The organism is Clostridium gallinarum, assembly GCF_014836325.1.
Taxonomy (GTDB): Bacteria; Bacillota; Clostridia; order Clostridiales; family Clostridiaceae; genus Clostridium; species Clostridium gallinarum.
Map to the genome: position 1 here is coordinate 18,007 of NZ_JACSQZ010000027.1, position 23,103 is coordinate 41,109.

Annotated in this window: 22 protein-coding genes and 1 tRNA gene; 16 read left to right on the forward strand and 7 right to left on the reverse strand. The window is 27.0% G+C overall.

The window, feature by feature from the left end; all coding sequences use genetic code 11:
* The first annotated feature begins 9 nt into the window (after positions 1–9).
* From H9660_RS08755 to H9660_RS08775, 5 genes are all read left to right on the forward strand, one after another.
* Entirely contained in the window at positions 10–627 is a 618-nt protein-coding gene (locus H9660_RS08755; protein ID WP_191749996.1) for a hypothetical protein, read from the forward strand.
* 108 nt (positions 628–735) lie between these two features.
* Entirely contained in the window at positions 736–957 is a 222-nt protein-coding gene (locus tag H9660_RS08760) for a hypothetical protein (protein ID WP_191749997.1), read from the forward strand.
* On the forward strand, positions 944–1,186 hold the full coding sequence (locus H9660_RS08765; protein ID WP_191749998.1) for a hypothetical protein: 243 nt from the start codon (positions 944–946) through the stop codon (positions 1,184–1,186). The genes H9660_RS08760 and H9660_RS08765 overlap by 14 nt, the downstream gene beginning before the upstream one ends.
* A 15-nt stretch (positions 1,187–1,201) precedes the next feature.
* Positions 1,202–1,513 carry a hypothetical protein gene (locus tag H9660_RS08770; protein ID WP_207729451.1) on the forward strand — a complete coding sequence of 104 codons (312 nt, stop codon included), beginning with the start codon at positions 1,202–1,204 and terminating at the stop codon, positions 1,511–1,513.
* Positions 1,514–1,736: 223 nt separating this feature from the next.
* On the forward strand, positions 1,737–2,771 hold the full coding sequence (locus tag H9660_RS08775; protein ID WP_191749999.1) for a hypothetical protein: 1,035 nt from the start codon (positions 1,737–1,739) through the stop codon (positions 2,769–2,771).
* Positions 2,772–2,888: 117 nt separating this feature from the next.
* On the opposite strand, the gene H9660_RS08780 is transcribed toward H9660_RS08775, so the two are convergent.
* A tRNA-Leu gene (locus tag H9660_RS08780) sits at positions 2,889–2,971 on the reverse strand.
* Positions 2,972–3,205: 234 nt separating this feature from the next.
* Between H9660_RS08780 and H9660_RS08785 the strand changes: the two genes are divergently transcribed.
* The 7 genes from H9660_RS08785 (at position 3,206) to H9660_RS08815 (ending at position 11,022) form a co-directional block, all read left to right on the forward strand.
* Complete coding sequence (locus H9660_RS08785; RefSeq protein ID WP_191750000.1) at positions 3,206–3,898, forward strand: iron-sulfur cluster assembly scaffold protein; 693 nt, start codon at positions 3,206–3,208, stop codon at positions 3,896–3,898.
* Positions 3,899–3,918: 20 nt separating this feature from the next.
* On the forward strand, positions 3,919–4,917 hold the full coding sequence (locus H9660_RS08790) for a GGGtGRT protein (RefSeq protein WP_191750001.1): 999 nt from the start codon (positions 3,919–3,921) through the stop codon (positions 4,915–4,917).
* 461 nt (positions 4,918–5,378) lie between these two features.
* Positions 5,379–7,025 (forward strand): peptide ABC transporter substrate-binding protein, encoded by a 1,647-nt coding sequence (locus H9660_RS08795; protein ID WP_191750002.1) that lies wholly within the window; start codon positions 5,379–5,381, stop codon positions 7,023–7,025.
* Between the two features lie 168 nt (positions 7,026–7,193).
* The gene (locus H9660_RS08800; protein WP_191750003.1) at positions 7,194–7,478 is read left to right on the forward strand and encodes a hypothetical protein; all 285 of its coding nucleotides are present in this window, start codon (positions 7,194–7,196) and stop codon (positions 7,476–7,478) included.
* Positions 7,479–7,531: 53 nt separating this feature from the next.
* The gene (locus H9660_RS08805; protein WP_191750004.1) at positions 7,532–8,431 is read left to right on the forward strand and encodes a LysR substrate-binding domain-containing protein; all 900 of its coding nucleotides are present in this window, start codon (positions 7,532–7,534) and stop codon (positions 8,429–8,431) included.
* 87 nt (positions 8,432–8,518) lie between these two features.
* Positions 8,519–9,529 (forward strand): YeiH family protein, encoded by a 1,011-nt coding sequence (locus H9660_RS08810; protein ID WP_191750005.1) that lies wholly within the window; start codon positions 8,519–8,521, stop codon positions 9,527–9,529.
* 278 nt (positions 9,530–9,807) lie between these two features.
* Positions 9,808–11,022: an NADP-dependent isocitrate dehydrogenase gene (locus tag H9660_RS08815; RefSeq protein WP_191750006.1), complete on the forward strand. Its 1,215-nt coding sequence runs from the start codon at positions 9,808–9,810 to the stop codon at positions 11,020–11,022.
* A 60-nt stretch (positions 11,023–11,082) separates the two neighbouring features.
* On the opposite strand, the gene H9660_RS08820 is transcribed toward H9660_RS08815, so the two are convergent.
* Entirely contained in the window at positions 11,083–12,315 is a 1,233-nt protein-coding gene (locus H9660_RS08820; RefSeq protein WP_423739004.1) for an aminopeptidase, read from the reverse strand.
* 224 nt (positions 12,316–12,539) lie between these two features.
* Here H9660_RS08820 and glsA point away from each other — a divergent pair, with 224 nt between their 5' ends.
* The 4 genes from glsA (at position 12,540) to H9660_RS08840 (ending at position 17,345) form a co-directional block, all read left to right on the forward strand.
* Positions 12,540–13,457, forward strand: a complete 918-nt coding sequence (gene glsA, locus H9660_RS08825; RefSeq protein WP_191750008.1) for a glutaminase A — start codon at positions 12,540–12,542, stop codon at positions 13,455–13,457.
* A 101-nt stretch (positions 13,458–13,558) separates the two neighbouring features.
* Entirely contained in the window at positions 13,559–16,168 is a 2,610-nt protein-coding gene (gene polA / locus H9660_RS08830) for a DNA polymerase I (RefSeq protein ID WP_191750009.1), read from the forward strand.
* A gap of 15 nt (positions 16,169–16,183) precedes the next feature.
* Positions 16,184–16,786: a dephospho-CoA kinase gene (gene coaE, locus H9660_RS08835; RefSeq protein ID WP_191750010.1), complete on the forward strand. Its 603-nt coding sequence runs from the start codon at positions 16,184–16,186 to the stop codon at positions 16,784–16,786.
* A gap of 10 nt (positions 16,787–16,796) precedes the next feature.
* Positions 16,797–17,345, forward strand: coding sequence for a lytic transglycosylase domain-containing protein (locus H9660_RS08840; RefSeq protein ID WP_191750011.1), 549 nt, complete (start codon positions 16,797–16,799; stop codon positions 17,343–17,345).
* 87 nt (positions 17,346–17,432) lie between these two features.
* On the opposite strand, the gene H9660_RS08845 is transcribed toward H9660_RS08840, so the two are convergent.
* The 5 genes from H9660_RS08845 to H9660_RS08865 all read right to left on the reverse strand — a co-directional run bounded on the left by H9660_RS08845 (position 17,433) and on the right by H9660_RS08865 (position 22,802).
* Complete coding sequence (locus H9660_RS08845; RefSeq protein WP_191750012.1) at positions 17,433–18,299, reverse strand: 50S ribosomal protein L11 methyltransferase; 867 nt, start codon at positions 18,297–18,299, stop codon at positions 17,433–17,435.
* Positions 18,300–18,432: 133 nt separating this feature from the next.
* The gene (locus H9660_RS08850) at positions 18,433–19,011 is read right to left on the reverse strand and encodes a flavin reductase family protein (RefSeq protein WP_191750013.1); all 579 of its coding nucleotides are present in this window, start codon (positions 19,009–19,011) and stop codon (positions 18,433–18,435) included.
* 165 nt (positions 19,012–19,176) lie between these two features.
* Positions 19,177–20,469, reverse strand: coding sequence for a D-alanyl-D-alanine carboxypeptidase family protein (locus H9660_RS08855; protein ID WP_191750014.1), 1,293 nt, complete (start codon positions 20,467–20,469; stop codon positions 19,177–19,179).
* Positions 20,470–20,701: 232 nt separating this feature from the next.
* Positions 20,702–21,427, reverse strand: a complete 726-nt coding sequence (locus tag H9660_RS08860) for a type 1 glutamine amidotransferase (RefSeq protein ID WP_191750015.1) — start codon at positions 21,425–21,427, stop codon at positions 20,702–20,704.
* Positions 21,428–21,443: 16 nt separating this feature from the next.
* Entirely contained in the window at positions 21,444–22,802 is a 1,359-nt protein-coding gene (locus H9660_RS08865) for a MurT ligase domain-containing protein (RefSeq protein WP_191750016.1), read from the reverse strand.
* Between the last annotated feature and the right edge of the window lie 301 nt (positions 22,803–23,103).

Sequence of the window (23,103 nt, forward strand, 5' to 3'; positions counted from 1 at the left end):
GATAAAATAATGAGTAAGAAAAGTGAATTATTAAATGTTATTGAAAGCTATAAAGGAAAGCAAGAAGGCTTTGCAAGTAAAGTAAATGAAATACTTAAAAATGGAGATTTAACACAAGAAGGTGCAGAAAGAAGAATTAATGAATTAGCTGTACCATTTGAAATAATAGCAGAGAATACAAATATCAGAGCTATTGGAATATTAAATGATGGCATTGAAGCTTTAGAGAAAAAATGGAAAGATAATTCAACTGGTAAATTAACAGATTCAAGTTATCAAATAGGACTAGCCAATACAATAAAAATGATAGAAACAGGAGCAATAACAAATCAAGAAGATTTTAAGAATATCATTGAAGTGTATAAAGATGATTATAATGCATTAGCAACTATAAGAAATTTATTAGGCACAGATATTGATAAAGGTGATTTATTAATGTTAATACCTAAAGATAATAGAGAATATAACAAGAAGGCTTTAAGCAATCTAAGAAACAACATAGAAAGTAATATAAATCCAAGCAACATAAGAAATTCATTAACTATTAGCCTAGAAAGTATGATTGTATTTATTAAAACTAGATTGAAAGATGATTTATCAATAATTCCATGGGAAGAAATGCAATAAAATTATACTTAAAACAAGCATTAAGGGGTTAAAAAAGCCCCTTTTTGGCTATTAAAAACAGGCTTAAAGCATTGATATTACTAAGAAAGAAAGGAGGGATATACCCCCATGAATAATGAAAATAAGAAGATTAGGCTAAGATTAAGTACTCCAAGCGATATAAGAAAGACCTTAGCCAAAATAACTAATATGATAGCAAATAATGAAATAGATACTAAGAAAGCTAATACAATAATATACTCATGTAATTCAATTTTAAACAGTATAAGAGTTGACGACCAAGAAAAGAGAATAGCAGAGCTTGAGGAATATATAAATGATAAGCGATAAAAGATTAGAGAGAATAAAAAGAACATTAATGAAAGATAAAGGCAAAATGGCAACTATAAAGTTTTCTGATGATACTGAATTAAGTGTTAAGGGTACTGATATTCTTGATTCTATCACTAATTTACCTAATGAAAATGAATTTATAAAAGCTATAAAGAGCAAGGAAATAGTCAGTTGTTCAAGTTATGGTGGCTTAATTCATATATTGCAGCAGTTAATTGAGAGTTAATTTAAAGATAGATTTATGAAAGTTACTAATTTAGATGTTAAAGATATATATCTAAGAGAGCATATATATAAAAAACTAATACAAAAACCAAGATATGATATTAGTATTAGCTTTGAGGATTTAGGCTTTATTCAATGCTATGCCAATACTGGCAGAAAAATAATAAAACCTATATTTGCTAAAGTAAATCTTTATAGTGCTTTTAAATTTTATATAAATCTAGGGATTGTATTTAGGGATAAGAATAAGAAATATTATACATTAGAAGAAGCTGAGCATAAAATTATTGAATATTATAAGGAACATAATATTAATTATGGAATTTAAGGTATTTCGTTAAGACTAATGCGAAATACCATTTTTCTTTATTAAAGTTTATTAATAGTAAACTAAAACTAAGTATTTTGACTTTAAAGAAATGGCTTAGATAGATGATATTTAATAATTTCGCTAAATAACGATTATACGAATACTATTAAGGGTATAATTTTATTTTTATATGAAGGAGTTTATAAATATTTGTAGAATAATAAATCTAAGAGGTGGGATAATGGAGAAGAAAAAAAATAATAACAAAGTATATATTATAAATGTAAATAGCATTATATATTTGATAGTATTTTTATTAATTCTTATAAGTACAATATATTTTATATCTAAAGGTATGGGAGATACTAATGTAACAATACAATCAACAGGAGAATATAATCAAGATCAGATAATTGCGATAGAAGCTGTAGCTAATAATGTAACAGGAAGAATAAACAATATAATTGCTGTATCAGCAATATTTTTTGCAGTAATAGTTTCTTCGGTATCAGTATTTCAATTTGTGAAAGTTAAAGATTTTGATAAACAAATAAATGATTTATTAGAAGGTACTCAGTTATTAAATAGAGATTTGACTTTGAGTAAGGCGCAAATAGAAGAATTAAGATACGAAATTAATAGTATTTATGATGAGAAGAATATACTAAAGCTAGATAATATTAGAATTAAGTTGGAATTTAATATATATAAAATAGAAGATAGTTTTTTAAAACCAGGAGTTAATACTATTAAGTTCATTAATTTGATTGACGAATCTATAAATTTAACAGAAAAATATCCAGATATAATAGATAATATTGAAGTTTCAAAATTATATTATAAAAGAGCTTATTCATCATATATAATAAATATGAAAAATGATGCTATTTATTATGGTAATCTAGCTTTAAAAAAAGTTAAGAATGTGTATCCTGATATGGAAGTTGATAATTTATCTGAAATGGAATATATTGAAAATATAGGAAGGTTACTTATAAATATTTATTTAGAAGATAATAGTAATGAATTAATAGATAATGTAATTAACGAAATTAAGAATGTATTAAATAGTCAATTAAATGATAGATTGTCTTTTTTATATTTATCAAGTGTAGAAGAAGCTATAGAAATTATAGAAGAGAATTACAAATATTATGGAGATTATTTCTTGAAAAAATTTAATGAATATTATAATAAAGGTAGTTTTGATAACTTTAAGAACGATAATGCCTTTATTAAATTAATAGAAAGTTTTAACGTAAGAATTAATGAATAGATTTAAAGAGCTCTTTTAGAGTTCTTTTTTAGTTGTAACAAATAGTGTAACAAAAAAAGAAAAGGGCTTTATCAAAAAGTACTAAAACCTAGTGATAAAGCCATTTCTTATAAATATTGGTGCCGGCAGTGGGAATCGAACCCACACGGTTTCCCGCATGATTTTGAGTCATGTGCGTCTGCCAGTTCCGCCATGCCGACTAGCTGCAAGAATTATTATAGCAAATTAGGTTTAAAATAGCAAGAGAGAAATTTTCATGAAGAAATGATAAGTTTTTTATAATAAAAATATTGTTAGACTTTTTTTCATCTGTTATTATAGATGTAGGATAAATATGCCCATACTGGGGTAATATTTGTCCCGATTTAAGTAGTTTATATTTTAAGGGAAATTATTAAAGCTACTGGAATCTATAATTAGGGAGGAGATATAATATGATGTATTCAAGAGAAGTGGAAGAAATGTGCGTTGTTGCTAAGGGACCAAATCATGGATCTGCACCAATTCCTGTTGAAGGAAGATGGGTACAAGCTAAAGAGGTAAAAGACATTTCAGGTCTAACTCATGGAGTTGGTTGGTGTGCACCACAACAAGGAGCTTGTAAGTTAACTTTAAATGTTAAGGATGGAATAATAGAAGAAGCATTAGTAGAAACAATAGGATGCTCAGGAATGACTCATTCAGCTGCTATGGCTTCAGAAATTTTACCAGGAAAGACTATATTAGAAGCATTAAATACTGACTTAGTTTGTGATGCAATTAACACAGCAATGAGAGAATTATTCCTTCAAATAGTATATGGAAGAAGTCAAACTGCATTCTCAGAAGGTGGACTACCTATAGGAGCTGGACTTGAGGATTTAGGAAAGGGGCTTAGATCACAAGTTGGTACAATGTACGGAACAGTTGCTAAGGGATCTAGATATCTAGAAATGGCAGAAGGATATGTTACTAAAATAGCTTTAGATGCTAATAATGAAATCATTGGATATAGATTTGTTCACTTAGGAAAGATGATGGAAATGGTTGCTAAGGGAATGGATGCTAATGAAGCAATGGAAAAAGCTACAGGACAATACGGTAGATTTGACGAAGCAGTTAAAGTTATCGATCCAAGACACGAATAATTTGAAGGGGGAACAGTATTATGCCATTATTTGAAAGTTATGAAAGAAGAATAAATCAAATCATTCCTGTATTAGAAAAGTACGGAATGAATAAAATAGAAGATGCAAAGACAGTTTGTGATGAAAAAGGTATAGATGTTTATGAAATAGTAAAATCAACTCAACCAATCGCATTTGAAAATGCTATGTGGGCTTATACTTTAGGAGCTGCTATAGCTATTAAAAAAGGATGTACAAAAGCTGCTGATGCTGCAGAAGCTATTGGAGAAGGATTACAAGCTTTCTGTATTCCAGGTTCAGTTGCAGATGATAGAAAAGTTGGACTTGGACACGGAAATTTAGGAGCTATGCTTTTAAGAGAAGAAACTAAATGTTTTGCTTTTTTAGCAGGACACGAAAGTTTTGCAGCTGCAGAAGGTGCTATAAAAATAGCCGAAAAAGCTAATAAAGTAAGAAAAGAACCATTAAGAGTTATCTTAAATGGTTTAGGAAAAGATGCTGCATACATCATATCAAGAATAAATGGATTTACTTATGTTGAAACAAAATTTGATTTCTTCACAGGTAAATTAGAAATAGTTAGAGAAGTTCCATATTCAAATGGACCAAGAGCAAAAGTAAAATGCTATGGTGCTAACGATGTTAGAGAAGGTGTTGCTATAATGCATCACGAAGGAGTTGACGTATCTATTACTGGTAACTCAACTAACCCAACAAGATTCCAACATCCAGTTGCAGGAACATATAAAAAAGAATGTATAGATCAAGGAAAGAAATACTTCTCAGTAGCATCAGGTGGTGGTACAGGAAGAACTCTTCACCCAGATAATATGGCGGCTGGTCCAGCTTCTTATGGTATGACAGATACAATGGGAAGAATGCATTCAGATGCTCAATTTGCAGGATCTTCATCAGTACCAGCTCACGTTGAAATGATGGGGCTTATCGGAATGGGAAATAACCCTATGGTAGGAGCTACAGTTGCTGTTGCAGTTGCAATAGAAGAAGCAATGAAATAAAAAATATTTGTATTAAACAAATTTATTAAGAGTCATGGATAAACTTTTAGATTTATCCATGACTTTTTTAGCATATATAATTTTGTTATAAAAAATATTTTTATTAGTTATAAGAGTTAAATAATAATAGTATGTTTATTATTTTATATTATGAATATAAAATAAATTACTTATATAGGAAATTGATAAAATTCAACATACTTTGCAATTTATTTAATAGATTTAATATTAATAATGAAAAAATACTTATTAAATATCAAAAAAAGCAATAAAAAAATAAAAAATTCAAAAAAATAATTGACATTGTTAAATAGATAAGATAATATCTGTATAAGGAAATATTAACTTTAAATCCAAAAATATAACAAATTAGTTATATTTATTAAAAAAGATAAAGGTTAGATTTTATTGGGGTTAATAAATAAAAATTATATAAACATAATATTAAGGGGGAATTTTTAATGAAGAGCAATAAGCTAAGAAAAATTTGTGCAGTAGCACTAACACTAGCTCTTGGAATGTCTGTTTTTGCAGGCTGTGGAAATGGTGGTGATTCAGCAGAGGCAGGAAGAAGTTTAATTTATAATTTAGGTGCGGATCCAGAAACAATAGATCCTACTTTAAATACTGCATCAGATGCTGGAACTATTATAGAAAATGCATTTGAAGGGTTAATGAGACTTGATGAAAATGAAAAGGCAACTCCAGGAGTTGCTGAAAAATATGATGTTTCAGATGATAAATTAGAATATACATTCCATTTAAGAAAAGATGCTAAATGGTCAGATGGAGAGCCTGTTACTGCAAAAGACTTTGAATTTTCATGGATTAGAGCATTAACTAAGGAAACAGCAGCAGAATATAGCTATCAATTATATTATATAAAGAATGCAGAAAAATTTTATAATGGAGAAGCTACTAGAGAAGAATTGGGAATTGAAGTTATAGATGATCATACTTTAAAAGTAACTTTAGAAGCTCCAACAGCATATTTTCTAGAACTTACTGCATTTACAACTTATTTTCCAGAAAGAGAAGATATAGTTACAGCTGATCCAGAAGGATGGGCAACTGAACCAGAAACTTACGTTTCTAATGGACCTTTTAAATTAGTTCAATGGGATTTAAAAGATCAATTAGTATTTGAAAAGAATAAAGAATATTGGAATGCTAAAGATATTAAGCTTCCAGGACTTGTATTTAAATTAGTTACTGATGAAAATACTGCTTATGCATCTTTAAAATCAGGTGAATTTGATATGGTTTCTAGTGTTCCACCAGCAGAAATTGCAGGAGGCCAAGAAGAAGGTTTAGTTACAATTTATCCGAACCTTGCAACTTATATGTTAGTATTTAATGTTGGTAAGCAATCAACATTACCTGAAGATGTTAAAAAAGCTTTAAGTAATGCAAAGGTTAGAAAAGCGTTATCAATTGCAATAGATAGAAAAGCTATTACAGAAAATGTTACTAAGTCTGGACAAATCCCTGCATATAGTTTTGTTCCACAAGGAATTTTAAATGATAAGGGAGAAGATTTTGCAGATAGAGAATATTATGATGCAAATAAAGCTAATATAGAAGAAGCAAAAGCATTATTAGCAGAAGCTGGATATCCAAATGGAGAAGGACTTCCAACTTTAGAATTTATGTATAATACTGAAGGAGCTCATAAATTAGTTGCTCAAGCTATACAACAAGATTGGGCTAAAATAGGTGTTAATGTTGAATTAACTAACCAAGAATGGAAGGTATTTTTAAATACTAGACAAGAAGGTGGATATGAAATAGCTAGACATGGTTGGTCTGGAGACTATGTTGATCCAATGACATTCTTAGATTTATGGGTAACTGATGGTGGAAATAACGATGCTGGATATTCAAATCCTGAATATGATAAGCTAGTTAATGAAGCTAAGATAGAAGGGGATTTAGAAAAAAGATGGGAAATCATGAAAGAAGCTGAAGATATAGTAATGAATGATATGCCAATAATCCCAATATACTATTATACTCTAGTTAAGGGTGCTAAACCTGAAGTTAAAGGGGTTAGAGTTTCTTCTTTAGGACATGTATACTTTGATAAGGCTTATATTGAAGAAAATTAATATAAAAAGGATTGTACTTTGTACAGTCCTTTTTTAAAGGATATAAAGGGTATATTTAAACTTTTAAAATGATATTATATATCTCTTGTTGAAAATGAGTTTAGTTTATGGTATAATTACCTCAAGTTAGAGAAAAAATAATATTATCAAATAAAGAGGTAAATTAATATGAGTGATAAGATTAAATTCTGGTTATTTATAGTGAGTACAATATTAATAATAGGTATAATAGGAGTTGTAGCTTTTAATATTTTAGTATTTTTACTTCCAATATTATTTGTTCTATATGTTATATTTAAAATTAAAGTATATATAGAGAGAAGAAGTAAAAAAAATAGTACAACTACTTACAATTATGAATATAAAACAAGTTACAATAGTGAAAGTATAGAAAATATTGATGATTCTGTTGTAGAAGTTATTGATGTTGATTACGAAGATGTAGATAAATAAATATTAAACAAAACTCAGCTTAGGCTGAGTTTTATTTAAAGGGGAGAAAAAAATTGAATTTTAGAAAGCTAAAAATATTTTATGAAACGGCAATACATTTAAATATGACAAGGGTTGCAAAGGATATGTATATAAGTCAGCCATCGATTAGTCAAAGTATAAATGAGTTAGAGGCAGAACTTGGAGCAAAATTATTTGATAGAATTGGGAAGAAATTATTTTTAACTCATGAAGGCGAGGTTTTTTTTAATTATACAAGAAGAATTCTTAATCTATATGATGAGGGATTTAAAACCATCAGAGATTTTAATTTAAATGAAAAGGGAAAAATAGTTATAGGTGCTAGTACAACTATAGGTATATATATACTTCCAGAGATAATAAAGGAGTTTTCAAGCAAATATAAGGATATAGAAATATCATTAATTATTGAAAATACTAAAAACATAGAAAAATTAATTTTAGAAAATAAAGTTGATTTTGCTTATGTAGAAGGTGACGTTCATTCTGAGGAAATAAAAAAAGAAATAATATGGAAGGACGAATTAGTATTTATTTGTGGAGATAAGAATGATCTAAGAAATTATAGAAGTATAGAAGGAAGAACTCTTGAAAATCAAAAATTAATTATGAGAGAAGAAGGTAGTGGAACAAGAGAACATACAGAATTATTTCTTAAAAAAAATAAGATTAAATTTACAACCTTTTTAGAACTTGGTAATACTGAGGCTATAAAGAAAATAGTAGAAGCAAATTTAGGTATAGGGTGTTTATCCTATAGGGTTGTAGAAGATAAGGTTAAAAGTGGCGAATTATTTATGTTTAGATTATTAGAAGGAAAAATTGAAAGGGATTTATACATAATAAGTCATAATGATAAATTCATATCAAATAATATGAAAACTTTTATTGAGTACACAAAGGATTTTTATATAGGTAAAGAGTTATTATAATAATAAAATAATAGTATTTTAATTTTATGGCAATAATATCTATAATAAATTCTAGAGAGAAAAATTATAGAGATTGAGGTGTTAGTTATGAAAAAAATTAAGAACATAGTGCCAGGTTTATTAATATGCTTGATTATTGGAATAATATCAGAAATTCTTGGTAAGAAGTTTTCAACTGTTGGGGCAGCAACTTTTGCAATTTTTATAGGCATATTTGTAGGGAATACTATGTTTAAAGGTAAAAAATATGATGAAGGAACTAAATTTGCAGAAAAAGATCTTTTAAATTATTCAATTGTTTTAATGGGAGCTAATATTAATTTAAGTGAAATTTTAGGACTAGGTTTTAATGGACTTATATTTATAGCTTTACAAATGACATTAACTATAATAGCAGCATATTGGATAGGAAGAAAATTAAAATTTAATGAGAAGTATTGTTTATTAATGGCATCTGGAAATGCTGTTTGTGGATCATCTGCAATAGGGGCAACAGCACCAGTTATTAAAGCAAGTGATTCAGATAAAGTTATATCTATTACAATAGTTAATGTAATTGGTACTATACTTATGATTTTATTACCTGCTATAACTTTAGCATTATATAATAATGAAACATTACATACATCAGCAATGATGGGAGGTATACTACAATCTGTTGGACAAGTGATTGGATCTGCTAAATTTGTATCTGATGATGTAGTCAAATTAGCAACAGTTTTTAAGATTATAAGAATAATATTATTAGTAGCTGTTGTTATAATATTTGAAAAAATAGAATTAGATAAAGAAGAAAAAGAAGAAAAAATTAATAATGAGGTTCAAGTAGAAAATAAAAGAAAATTTAATATTCCATGGTTTATAACAGGATTTTTTATAATTTGTGTTTTATATACTATTGGATTTGTACCACAAGCAGTTTCAAAAATATTTAAATGGATAAGTGGAAATTTTGAAATAATAGCACTTGCAGGTATTGGTATGAGAGTTAAGATTGGAGATTTAGTTAAAGAAGGTCCTTTAGCAATGTTATATGGTGGGGCTGTAGGAGTTTGCCAAATAATATTTGCTATAATACTTATAAGTATTTTTATCTAAATATAACTACTTAGAACTTGATTAAAAAGGATTGTATTATACAATCCTTTTTTTAATGCATATGAAAGTATAAAAAGTTATGCCTTATTATTAACTATTTATACTTTCCTTCCTTCAGTTTGTAAGTGTTAAAATATCATAGCAAGGTGACTTGGAGCTTGCGACGGAACCTGGATATGATACTTTAACACTTTTTTATTTGCAAAAACTAAAGATAATTGTAAAAACATATCTTATAAGGTATAATTTACTTATTAAAATATATTGGGGGGCTATAAATGAATAAAATTAAAATGATAAATCCATTAGTTGAAATGGATGGAGATGAAATGACAAGAGTTTTATGGGGCATTATAAAGGAAGAATTATTATATCCTTTTATTGATTTAAAAACTGAATATTATGATTTAGGTTTAGAGTATAGAGATGAAACTAATGATGAAGTTACTATTTTAGCAGCAGAAGCAATAAAAAAGTATGGAGTAGGAGTTAAGTGTGCTACTATAACTCCTAATGCAGAAAGAGTTAAAGAATATAATTTGAAAGAAATGTGGAAAAGTCCTAATGGAACAATTAGATCTATTTTGGATGGAACGGTATTTAGAGCACCTATACTTATAGATTCTATTAAGCCTTATGTAAGGAATTGGACAAAACCTATAACAATAGCTAGACATGCTTATGGCGATGTTTATAAAGATGTAGAAATGAAAATAAAAGGAAAAGGTAAGGCAGAAATAGTATTCACGGATGAAAATGGAAATGAGAATCGTGAATTAATTCATAATTTTAATGATGATGGAGTAGTTTTAGGAATGCATAACTTAAATAACTCTATTGAGAGCTTTGCAAGAAGTTGCTTTAATTTTGCTATAGATACAAAACAAGATTTATGGTTTGCAACTAAAGATACAATTTCAAAGAAGTATGATCATACATTTAAGGATATTTTTCAAGATATATTTAATAATGAATATAAAGAAAAATTTAAAGAATTAAAAATAGAATATTTTTATACATTAATAGATGATGCAATAGCTAGAGTTATAAAATCAAAAGGCGGATATATTTGGGCATGTAAAAATTATGATGGAGATGTGATGAGTGATATGGTTGCTACAGCCTTTGGTTCTTTAGCAATGATGACATCTGTATTAGTATCTCCAGAAGGCTATTATGAATATGAAGCTGCACATGGAACTGTTCAAAGACATTATTATAATCATTTAAAAGGAAAAGAAACCTCTACTAATTCCATTGCAACTATATTTGCTTGGTCAGGTGCTTTAAGAAAAAGAGGCGAAATGGATAATAATAATGATTTGGTTGAGTTTGCAAATAACTTGGAGAAAGCATCTATACAAACTATAAATGATGGATATATGACGAAGGATTTAGCCTTATTATCAGATATAGATAATGTAAGTGTAATGAATTCTGAGGAATTTATAAAGCAAATAAGAATGAGATTAGAAACAATATATAATAATTAATAAGAAAAGTAGTTGCAATTTTAGCAACTACTTTTTTCAAAAATAAAAGCTTAATATAAATTAAAATGCCCAATTTCCATTTTTAAATACTTCAATTTCCTTGTTATCGTAAGTGTAGCCAACAATGTTTAAATCATTAGTTCCAACCATAAAATCAACATGGATTATAGAATTGTTAGCACCTTTTTGAGATAGTTCATCTTGATTTAAATTATCTCCATTAACTATACATGTAGGATAAGCTTTACCGAAAGCTAAATGGCAAGCTGCATTTTCATCAAATAAAGTATTATAAAAAATCAAATTTGAATTAGAAATAGGAGAGTCAAAAGGAACTAAGGCAACTTCGCCTAAATATCTAGCACCTTCATCACTTTCTAATAAATTCTTTAGTGATTCATAGCCTTCCTTTGCTGAAAAATCTACTACTTTTCCATCTTTAAAAGTTAAAGAAAAATCATTAATTAAATTTCCACCGTAACTTAAAGGCTTAGATGAAGTAACTATACCATTAACTCCATTCTTTTTAGGAAGTGTAAAAACTTCTTCAGTTGGCATGTTAGCATTAAATTCTATACCAGAGTTACACTTTTCAGAACCACCAAGCCAAACATGATCTTCTGGTAATTCAATAGTTAAATTTGTGCCATTAGACTTTGTATAATGTAGCTTTTTAAATTTATTGTTATTTAAAAATTCAAGTTTTTCAGCTATTTTAGAATTATGTTCATCCCAAGCTTTTATAGGATCTTCTTTATCTAGTCTTACAACTTTAAAAATTACATTCCAAAGTTTTTCTACAGCTTCTTCTGGAGTTGAGTCTTTAAAAATCTTTAATGCCCAAGCTTCTGTTGGAACTGAAACAACTGTCCAACGAATTTTGTTTGCCATAGAATATTCATAGTATTCTTTTAAAGCTATTTGTCTACTTTTTTGATATGCAGATATCTTATCCATTGGTATTCCTTTATAAGCATCTGGGTCTGAAGCTGAAATAGATATTACGCAGCAACCTTCTCTTGCATAAGAGTTATAAGATTCAGCAATCCAGTTAGGAACTTCTTTTAATGTATCGATAGAAGCATTTTCAAGCTTAAGACGTTGAAGAGTTTGATCTCCATAGTGAACAATAACTTCCTTAGCACCTTCTTCATAAGCAACTTTAGCAATAGCTCTTGCAAAGTCTATACATTCTATTGGTGAATTTACTAATAAAACTTGATTTTTTTGTAAGTTAACACCTTTTTTTACTGCTAATTTCGCATATTTGTCTAATAATTTTTTCATATCCATTTAATCACCTCTAAAATATAGTTTATATAATTTATTCTTACATAATATAGTAAAATAGTCTAGTTAAATATATAAGTATAAACTTTATTGTCTATAATAATAAATATTGATATATAAGTTTTAGCTAAAATTAATATTATTATCCTATAATGATGTGGATTATTAATCAAAACATATATATAATATAAATTGCAATAAATATAGGAAATAAGAGGTGAAGCTTTATGTTTAGTTTACTAAATACACTAGTAGAAAAAAATAAAAAATATGGTAGAGAAGGAAAGGTTGCATCTTATATTCCTGCATTAAGTGAAGCAAATCCAGATGAACTTGGAATATATGTAGTAGATTCTAGAGGAAAAGAGTATTATTCTGGAGATTATAATGCAAAATTTACTATTCAAAGTATATCAAAAATAGTAAGTCTTATTTTAGCTATAAGAGACAATGGAAGAGAAAATGTATTTAAAAAAGTAGATGTAGAACCAACAGGTATGGGATTTAATTCAATAGTTAATTTAGAAGCAAGTGATAGTGGTAAACCATATAATCCAATGATAAATGCAGGTGCTATAGTTACTACTTCATTAATAGATGGAAAAGATGTAAATGAAAAGTTAGAAAAAATATTAGAATTTATGAGAACTGTAACCAATAATGATGATATATCTGTTAACGAAAGAGTATATTTATCTGAAAAAGAAACTGGTAATAGAAATAGAGCTTTAGCTTATTTTATGAAGAGCACTGGAGTATTAGATGGGGATGTAGAGGAAATATTAGATTTATATTTTAAACAATGCTCAATAGAAGTAACAGCTAGAGATTTGGCTAGGTTTGGTGCAGTACTTGCAAATGATGGAGTTATTCCTTGGACAAATGAAAAATTCATTCCAAAGGATGTATGTAGAATAGTAAAAACTATAATGGTTACTTGCGGAATGTATGATGCATCTGGAGATTTTGCTGTTAAGGTAGGTATTCCTGCAAAATCAGGAGTTGGAGGAGGTATCTTAGCAACAGTTCCTAGAAAGTTTGGTATTGGTATTTATGGTCCATCATTAGATGAAAAGGGAAATAGCATTGCTGGAATAAATATAATTACTGATTTAGCAAATGAATTAGATTTAAGCATATTTTAGTTTTTATATTAATTAAAATGTAATGATTTATTTAGTCAATAATAGTATAATTTATATTAAAAATAGATTTAAGGAAACAAAACCTTAATTTGGAGGAAAAAATGGAAAAATTATTAATCTTAGATTCAAATGCACTTTTAAATAGAGCATTTTATGCAATTCCAGAACTTACAAATTCTGAAGGCATTCATACAAATGCTGTTTATGGATTTGTAAATATGTTATTTAAGATGAAAGAGGAATTAAAACCAGATTATATTGTAGCTACTTTTGATAAAAAAGGTCCTACATTTAGGCATAAGGAATATGAGGAGTATAAAGCAGGAAGAAAAAAAATGCCTCCTGAACTTGCTGAGCAATTTCCTATTATAAAGGAAGTATTAGATTTAATGGGAATAACGAAATATGAATTAGAAGGATTTGAAGCAGATGATATAATAGGATCCTTAGCTAAGTATGCAGAAAAGAATAATATAGAAGTATTTATTTTAACTGGTGATAGAGATGCTCTTCAATTAGCCTCAGATAATATAAATGTAATAATTACTAAAAAAGGAGTAACTGAAACAGCAAAATACAATTTTAAAAGTTTTGTTGATGAGTTTGGAGTTACACCTACTCAATTTATAGATGTAAAAGGACTTATGGGAGATAAATCAGATAATATTCCTGGGGTTCCTGGAGTAGGGGAAAAAACAGCATATAAATTAATTCAAACATATGGTTCTATTGAAGAAGTATTAAATAATATAGATAGTATTAGTGGAAAAAAATTAAAAGAGAACTTAGAAACATATAGAGAACAAGCAATATTTAGTAAAAGATTAGCAACTATAATGACAGATGTTCCTATTGATTTTGATTTAGAAGAAATAAAAAATCAAGATTTATATAATAAAGAAGGCTTAAAAAAGTTTTTATTAAAATTACAAATGAAATCTGTACTAGATAAAATTTTAAAAGATGATAATGAAGAAGATAAAAATGAAGATATAGAAATTAATTACATAAATGATTTAAATTCGTTTTTAGAATTATCAAAGAATTTAACTGATAAAGCTTATATAACATATGAAGTTCAAAATAGTGAAAAGTATTCAGAAATTCAATTGTTATGTATGAATATATATAATAATAAAGAAAATTATTATATTAAATTTAATGAGTTATTTAATAATGATAAAGACTCTTCTTGTTTAGCTTTGAAAAATATTATGGAAAATAAAGAATTAAAGAAAATTATTCATAACGGAAAATCTTTAATTACAATATTAAATAAGTTAAATATTAAAATTGAAAGCTTTGAATTTGATACAGCAATTGCAGCATATTTGATAAATTCAGCACGTAGCTCTTATGATTTATTATCATTAATTAATGAATATTTAGGTGAAGATGTAAAAGGAAATGAAGAAGAGATTAAGTATATAGTAAATAGTAAGCTAGAAGAAGTTTATAATATACTTAGTGAAAAAATTAAAGAAGAAAAAATGGAAGAACTTTATTATGAAGTTGAGCATCCTTTAATATTTGTTTTATCTTCTATGGAATCATTAGGTTTTAATATAAATAAAAATATGCTTGATGATTTAGCAGTAAAATTTAAAGAAGAAATAAAGACAACTGAAAAAGAAATATTTGATTTAGCAGAGGAAGAGTTTAATATTAATTCTCCAAAGCAATTAGGAAAAATTCTATTTGAAAAGCTTGACTTACCTGTTATTAAGAAAACTAAAACAGGTTATTCAACTAATGCAGATGTATTAGAAAAACTACAAGATAAGCATGAAATAATACCTAAGATAACATATTATAGACAAATAACAAAACTTAACTCAACTTATGTGGAAGGACTTAAAAATGTTATAGATGTTGATGGGAAAATACATTCAACCTTCAATCAAACTGTGACAACTACAGGAAGATTATCTAGTACAGAACCTAATCTTCAAAATATCCCTATAAAATATGAGATGGGAAGAGAAATAAGAAAGGTATTTATACCAGATGAAGAGGAAGATGTATTATTATCTTGTGACTATTCTCAAATTGAACTTAGAGTTTTAGCAGAATTATCTAAGGATGAAAATATGATAGATGCATTTAAACATCATAGTGATATTCATAGAAAAACTGCATCAGAAGTGTTTAGAGTTCCTTTAGATGAGGTTACTTCATTAATGAGAAGTAGAGCTAAAGCAGTTAACTTTGGAATAGTATATGGAATTAGCGATTTTAGTCTTTCTCAAGACTTACACATAACTAAGAAAGAAGCTTCTGAATATATGGAAATATATTTTGAAAGATATCCTAAAATAAAAGGATATTTAGATGGTTTGATAAAGGAAGCAAAGGATAATGGGTTTGTTCTTACTATTCTAAATAGAAGAAGATTTATACCAGAAATTAAATCATCTAATAAAATAGTAAAATCTTTAGGGGAAAGATTAGCTATGAATGCTCCTATCCAAGGTAGTGCTGCTGATATTATTAAATTAGCTATGGTAAATGTTTATAATAAGTTAAATGAAAAAGGCTTAGATAGTAAAATCATTTTACAAGTTCACGATGAATTGATATTGAATGTTAAAAAATATGAATTAGAAGAAGTAAAGAATATAGTGAAAAATGAAATGGAAAAGGTATTAAATATGAATGTGCCTTTAGAAGTAGATATAAATATAGGTAGTACATGGTATGAAGCAAAATAGGGAGGCCTAGATAAAATGATAAAAATAGGGTTAACTGGGGGAATTGGATCAGGAAAAAGTACTATATCAAAAATGCTGATTAATGAAGGATTTAAGGTAATAGATGCTGATAATATAGCAAGAGATGTTTTGATAAAATATCCTGAAATAATAGATAAAATAAAGATAGAATTTGGAACAGGATTTTTTGATTGGAGAGGTGAATTTCGAAGAAGAGAATTCGGAAATCATATATTTAGATTTCCAAAGCAAAGAAAAAAATATGAAGATATCATAATGCCTTATATCAAGAGTGAAATATTTAAGTCTTTAGATGAATATGAAAAGAATGGTGAAAGATTAATTATTCTTGATGCTCCAACTTTAATAGAAAATAATCTTCATGAAGATATGGATTATATAATAGTTGTTTGGGTAGATAATAATACACAAATAAGTAGAGTTAAAAATAGAGATAAATTATCTAGAGATGAGGCTATAAATAGGTTAAATGCTCAGTTATCATTAGATAAAAAAGTAGATTATGCTCACATAATTATAGATAATAATGGAGACTTATTAAAGACAAAAGAACAGGTAGATAAGGTAATAGGATTTTTAAATGTAATTAATAAGTAAGGAGATAGGGATGAAGTTTAAGCGTATAGTAACTATTTTAATTGCAATACTTATATTTTATTTAGGATTTATGTTTGCAATAAAAAAATATGTATATCCATACAAATATGCTGAATATATAAATAAATATAGTGATGAGTATGAATTAGATCCATATCTTGTATTAGCGGTAATAAAAACAGAAAGTAATTTTGATAAATCAGCAGTATCTAAAAAAGAGGCTAAAGGGTTAATGCAGATAATGGATACTACAGGAGAGTGGATAGCAAATGAGTTATCAATAAATTATTTTTTACCATCAATGCTTTTTGATCCAGAGCTTAATATAAGAATGGGATGTTGGTATTTAAATAATTTAGAAAATGAATTTGATAATAATTTAGATTTAGTTTTAGCTGCATATAACGGAGGTAGTGGAAATGTTAATAAGTGGTTAAATCATGAAGAGTATTCAGAGGATGGAGAAAATTTAGATTATATTCCTTTTCCAGAAACTAAAAAGTATGTAGATAAAGTTAAAGCCAACTATAATATATATAAATACTTATATAATAAATAAGCATTAAATAAGGCTTAGAAACTAAAATAATTATATTTATAGTTTCTAAGCCTTTATTATGTTTTATTTATAATAAACTAATAAATTTTATTTAAATATTGCAGTAACCCATTCGTTAGTTTGAAACTTTTCTTCTAATTTAAATCCATAGCTTTCAACTATTGTTTTTACCTTATCAAAGCTCCATTCAACTAATCCTGATACCAAAATTTTACCATCAGGAATTAAATGTTCCTTTATAAAATCCATAAATAGCTGAGTTTCTTCACCACCTATATTTATGTAAATCCAATCAAATTTATCATTAATAGTTACTTCTCCATTAAGAGCATTTCCTATTATGGTATCTATATTATAAATACCGTTAAGTGAAGCGTTCAATTCCACTTCATCTCTAACATCTCTAATATCTAATGCTGTAACACTTGATGCACCTATTATGGAAGAAGCAATAGATAAAATACCAGATCCAGTGCCTATATCTAGAACTTTTTTATTATTTAAATCTATCTTAGTTAAAATAATATTTAATAAATCTTGAGTGGTTTCATGTAAACCAGTTCCAAAAGCTCCTTGAGATATAAAGGAAATTTTACTTATATTTTTATCATTAATATTATCATTTGGGGATGCAAGAACCCAATTATCATTGATTTTAATGGTAGGAAAATCATAATCTTCATAATTATAATTAACTTCTTCAATGGAGATACAATTGCTATCTAACAGTGAAGAAACCTTATTTTTAAAATCCTCTAAAAAGTTTTTATCTTCATCATATGCAACTTTAATATCAATAGAATTTACTTCTTTTTCTAAATAGCCGTATCCATATTCATCAGTTGTTATTTCTAAAGGGCTTTCATAAAAAACATTAAATATATCATTAATTTGTAATAGTTCTATTTTTTCATCTAGTGCTTTGAATTCAATATTATAAGTTAATATAAACATAGCGTATCCCCCAAACTAATTAATTGTAACATTATTGAGTATAGATAGATTTTTACTTAATGTCAAGAAAGCTATTGGAATTAAACTAAAATTATTTAAGGATTTTGTATGTAATTTTACCTATTCTATACAGTTATTTCTTTCTCTTTTTCTTTTTTATTGAATAACCAAATGAACCTAAAGGCTTTGCATTTAATCCGAAATATTCACCGTGATTATAGCAAATTAAATTAGCTTTATTAAAACATATTTTTCCATTATCATCAATAATATCTTCATTTACCTTAACATTAATTACATCTAATAAGAATAAGTCATGAGTTCCAAGAGGGGTTATGCTTTTAACTTTACATTCAAGAGCAACTGGAGCTAAATCAATAGAAGGGGTATTAATAGAAACACCATCACTTAATTTATATCCAAAATGTTTAATTTTATCTATTTTTCTTCCAGATGTAACCCCACAGTAGTCTACGAATTTAACCATATCTCTTGAAGGAAGATTTATAACACATTCCATGCTTTCTTTAATATAGTCATAAGATAATCGTTCAGGTCTGACCCCCATAGCTAATATAGGTTCTTTAGTACATACTGTACTGATCCAACCAACAGTAAAAGCATTGACTTTATCTTCATTATTTTTACTAGTAACAATAACAACAGGAGTTGGATTTAACATCACACTTCCCTTAAAATTTTTCTTTTTCATATAAATTACCATCCTTTACACTTTGTTTTATAAAAATACAGGAGCTGTTATAAACAGCTCCTTAATACAGAATGTATATTGTGAAATTTAGAATTATGTTAAGTAACTTTTATTTAAGCAGTACACATTATAATGCTTCTTTTATTATATTGCAACCATAAATTCTTAATAATATCTTCTTCTACTTTTTCTTTTTCTAATGTTAATTAATCTAACAATAAATAATATTAAAACTAAGATTATTATGATGATTAGTAATGATAATAAGTATAATGGTAAATTAGCTTTAATAAGATCTATAGTAGAAACCTTAATTGTTCCAACAACATCCTGTGAGTAACCAGGAGTTGAATAAGTTAATGTAACTTCTTTATTGCCACTTAATTTCCATGCATCTTTTATTTCACCATTATATGATATAGTAGCATTTTTATCATTAAAATCATTTTTATAATATTCTACATTTTCATTAACATATATAGGAGCAGTTATTTGCTTTTCAGATCCAAAAAATCTAAAAGTTTTATAAGTTAAATCTATAGATCCTACTTCATCACCAGCATTTTTATAGATTTCTTTTTCTGCATTATAACTGTAAGTTGCTATTTTTTCTGTATCTTCAAAGACATTAAGGCCTGTTGCACCGTAATCTGATTTTAGTACTACCGTTACTAAATCTCTACCGTCCTTTTCAAAAAATCCTACGAAACAGTGGCCTGCCAATTCTTCAGTTCCAGTTTTTCCACCTATATTACCATATTGACCTAGAATTTTATTTCTAGATTCTATTGTCATTGGTGAACCAGTTAAATCAATGGTAGTATTAATATTTTTAGGTGAAATAATATCCTTTACCCAATCATTGTTAAATGCAGCGATACCAATTTTAGCTAAGTCATAGGCAGTAGTTTGGTTTATTTCAGTACTACTTGGATTTAATGGATCTATTTCAAGTCCAGAAGGATTTACAAAATGAGTGTCTTTAAGACCTAATTCTTTAGCTCTTTCATTCATCATATTTACAAAGTTTTGTACAGTTCCTCCAACGGTTTCGGCCATTAAATAAGCTGTATCATTTGCTGAAAATATTAGTACAGCTTTCATAGTATCTTCAGCTGAAATTTTATCACCAGCATGAATATCTTTATAATTATTTAATGAAGTTTCGGTTACCTTTAGTACTGTATCTGTAAAGGTAAGCATATCAGCTTTTGATTTATTTTCTGCAAATAATAATGCAGTCATTAACTTGGTAGTACTTGCAGGAGAAAGAACTACATCTGCATTTTTAGAATAAATAACCTCTCCTGTATTAATATCCATAGTTATAGCTGCTTCTCCAATAATCTCTGGAGCAGAAATATTAGTTTCTTGTGCACTGACCATATTAGCAAATGGAGCTAACAGTGAAACAGAAAGAGTAAGTGCTAGCGTTTTTAAGAAGTTTTTTACTTTCAAGTTTATCTCCCCATTTCTTTGTAATTTAGTTTATTATATACTTACTTAAACACTGTTTACAGTATAACATTTACTATAAATAATGACAATATTTAAGGTTATAGTTAAGTGGGTTAATTTACATATAATATAAATTTAAATGATTGAACAAAATAGAAGTAAATTAAGGAAGTTAATATTAAAAATAAATAGAAGAAGAAAATAAATAGAAGAAGTAGAAAATATACTTCTTCTATTTATTTTCTAATCTATTTATTATAACTTCTTTGGCTTTAAGTTCTAAAGTGTTATCTAAAGATTTAAGCTCAATATTTCCATACTTTTTCTCTAGAGCAATTTTTAAAAATCTATCAGCTAATTCAGGATTTTTTGAAAGAAGGGATCCATGAAAGTAACTACAATAAGTATTTTTATAAATACAACCTTCATATCCATCTTCTCCGTTATTTCCATAGCCATGAAGGCATTTACCTAAAGGTTTTAAGTTGTTTATATAGGTTCTTCCTGAATGATTTTCAAAACCTACATAAGTTTCATTAAAATCTTCGTTATATATTACCGTATTTCCTATAAAACGATTTTCGCCACTTTCAGTATATATATCTAGTATTCCAAGTCCTTCTATTTTTTCGCCATTTGGAGCTATATAATAATTACCTAGTAATTGATACCCTCCACAAATAGCAATAAGTACTTTTTCATCTTCTATATATTTTTTTAACATAGGTTTTTTAATAGTCTTTAAATCAGCAGATACTATTGATTGTTCAAAATCTTGACCACCGCCAAAAAATAGAATATCAGTGTTTTCTGCATCAAATTCATCATTTAAAGATATGTTTATTAAATTAACTTTAATACCTCGTGCTTCTGCTCTATGTTTTAATATTAATATATTACCAACATCTCCATAAACATTAAGTAAGTCAGGATAAAGATGACAAATATTTAATTCCATTTATAAAACTCCTTTCTTACCAAAGCTTTTTAATATAGCCTTTTGAATATAAATATTTTCTAAAGTTTATCATTGCAGTATAAGTAGCTAAAACATAAACTTTATTGTTAGAGCTATTTTTGATTTTATTTGTTAATGATTCGAAGTCTTCTTCTATAATAAACTTTTCTTCATTTAGTCCAGCAATTTTAAGTCTTACTGCCATATCATAGCACCTCATACCAGAAATTAAAATTTCATCTATATTTAGAGTATGAAGTTTTTCAAAATCAACATCCCAAATCCAAGAAACATCAGTGCCATCAGCATAATTATCATTTAATAAGAATGCAGCAGAAAACTTATCATTATTTAAGCAAAGAGTATCTAAAGCTTGATTATATCCAGCAGGATTTTTTACTAGTATTATTTTGACTTCTTTATCATCGATGTTTAAAGCTTCTTGTCTTCCAAAACTTGAATTTTGATTTTGTAATGAGTTTTTTATTGAATTATCATTCAAATTTAACTCTTTAGCAATTGAAAAGGCGCATAATGCATTATAAATATTATAAATTCCTGATTGACTTACTGTTATTTCTAAGTCATTTATTTTAACAGTAGAACTATCTGGAGTTAACTCTAATACTTCATTTACAGCATATTTTAAGTTAGCTCTTTTAAAACCACAGCCTGTACAGTAGAAGTCACCTAAATGATTATATGTAATATGATTGTACTCATAAGGAGATTTACAGAATTTGCAAAATTTTGCATCTGCATTAATTTCTATATTTTTATTTTCATTTATTTTTGTATTAAAGCCATAAAAAACAGTTTTATTAGGAATATCTAATTTACCTAATAGAGATTCATCACCGTTTAAAACTAAAGTAGTATTTGGAGTAATATTAATACCTTCTAATATTTTAGAAAGAGTAGTATAAACTTCTCCGTATCTATCTAGCTGATCTCTAAAAAGGTTTGTTACAGTAATTATTTCCGGAGAAATAAATTTAGTAATATATTTTAGATTAGCTTCATCTACTTCAATGATTGCATAAGATTCTTTAGGAGCTTTAAAGAACTTATAATTATCAATAAAAGTTGTAACTATTCCTGGAAATAAGTTTGCACCAGTGTTATTAGTAATTACTTCCTTTCCTGATTCCTTAAAAATATTATAAATCATACTTGTAGTAGTTGTTTTACCATTAGTTCCTGTAACTAAAACGACCTTATACCCTTTAGAAACTTTTTTTAAAATATTTTTATCTATTTTTAAAGCCACTTTTCCAGGGAAGGTAGTTCCCCCTTTTAGTATTGTTTTTGTTAGAAAAATTGTGATTTTTGAAGCTATAATGCTTATTGTTGATTTAATACTAATTTTTTTCACCACCTTATATTACTTATAAAATATTATGTACAAAAATATTAATACATAATCAAATATTAATATTTTTATATTTTACTATGAATAGTATATCATAACTTTATACACTTAAAAATAAAGTTGTTATAAGATTTTATTAAGAATTATTAAATGAAGTGTATTTATACAACAGAGCTTTATTATGATTTAATTAATGGAATTGGGAATATTCATACTGATTAAATAGTAATAATTTTTAATAATATTAATTAATGAGAATATTTCCAAAAATATTCTATATTTAAAATATATAATTATATTCACT